Origin of the sequence: Halanaerobium saccharolyticum subsp. saccharolyticum DSM 6643, from assembly GCF_000350165.1 — a bacterium.
Classification (GTDB): Bacteria; Bacillota; Halanaerobiia; order Halanaerobiales; family Halanaerobiaceae; genus Halanaerobium; species Halanaerobium saccharolyticum.
This window is the reverse complement of sequence record NZ_CAUI01000006.1, coordinates 1-1206: the sequence shown is the minus strand read 5'-3', so window position 1 is coordinate 1206 and position 1206 is coordinate 1. Positions and strand designations below refer to the sequence as shown.

Annotated in this window: 1 protein-coding gene; it reads right to left on the bottom strand. The window is 39.8% G+C overall.

The annotated features are described in order from the left end of the window. A partial coding sequence (gene tuf / locus HSACCH_RS04480; protein ID WP_040477098.1) for an elongation factor Tu occupies positions 1–1182 on the bottom strand: 1182 nt, incomplete at its 3' end. Between the last annotated feature and the right edge of the window lie 24 nt (positions 1183–1206).

Sequence of the window (1206 nt, the reverse complement as noted above, 5' to 3'; positions counted from 1 at the left end):
TTCAGTTACAACTCCAGCTCCTACTGTGTGACCACCTTCACGGATTGCAAAACGTAGTCCTTCTTCCATTGCTATTGGAGTGATTAGTTCTCCTGTCATCTCAATGTTATCTCCAGGCATTACCATGTCTACTCCTTCTGGTAACTGAATGTTTCCTGTTACATCTGTTGTACGGAAGTAGAACTGTGGTCTGTATCCATCAAAGAATGGTGTGTGTCTTCCACCCTCATCTTTACTTAATACATATACCTCTGCATAAAACTTTGTATGTGGTGTAATACTTCCTGGCTTTGCCAGTACCTGACCTCTTTCGATGTCTTCTCTTTTTACACCTCTTAATAATGCTCCAATGTTATCTCCTGCTACTGCTTCGTCTAACATCTTACGGAACATTTCTACTCCTGTTACTACTGTTGTCTCTGTATCTTTGATTCCTACAATCTCTACCTCATCTGATGGATGTAGAGTTCCTCTTTCGATTCTTCCTGTTGCTACTGTTCCACGTCCTGTAATTGAGAATACGTCCTCTACAGGCATTAAGAATGGTTTGTCTGTATCTCTTTCTGGCTCTGGAATATAAGTATCTACTTGATCCATAAGCTCTATAATCTTCTTACCCCATTCTCCTTCTGGATCTCCGTTTTCTGCTGCTTTTAATGCAGAACCTACTATTACCGGAATATCGTCTCCTGGGAAATCATATTCGTCTAAGAGTTCTCTTACTTCCATCTCTACAAGCTCGATTAACTCTTCGTCATCTACCATATCTGCTTTGTTTAAGAATACTACTATTGATGGTACACCAACCTGACGTGCTAAAAGAATATGCTCTCTTGTCTGTGGCATTGGTCCATCTGCTGCAGATACTACTAAAATTGCTCCGTCCATCTGTGCTGCTCCTGTAATCATGTTCTTTACATAGTCAGCATGTCCTGGACAATCTACGTGAGCATAGTGTCTTGCTTCTGTTTCATACTCTACGTGAGATGTTGCAATTGTAATTCCTCTTTCTTTTTCCTCTGGAGCATTATCAATAGTATCAAATGCTCTTACTTCTGCTCCACCATAGTTTGCCAACACATTTGTGATTGCTGCTGTTAGTGTTGTTTTTCCATGGTCAACATGTCCTATTGTTCCTATGTTAACATGTGGTTTGTTTCTTTCGAATTTTGCTTTTGCCATTTTTATTCCTCCTTGAAAATTTAT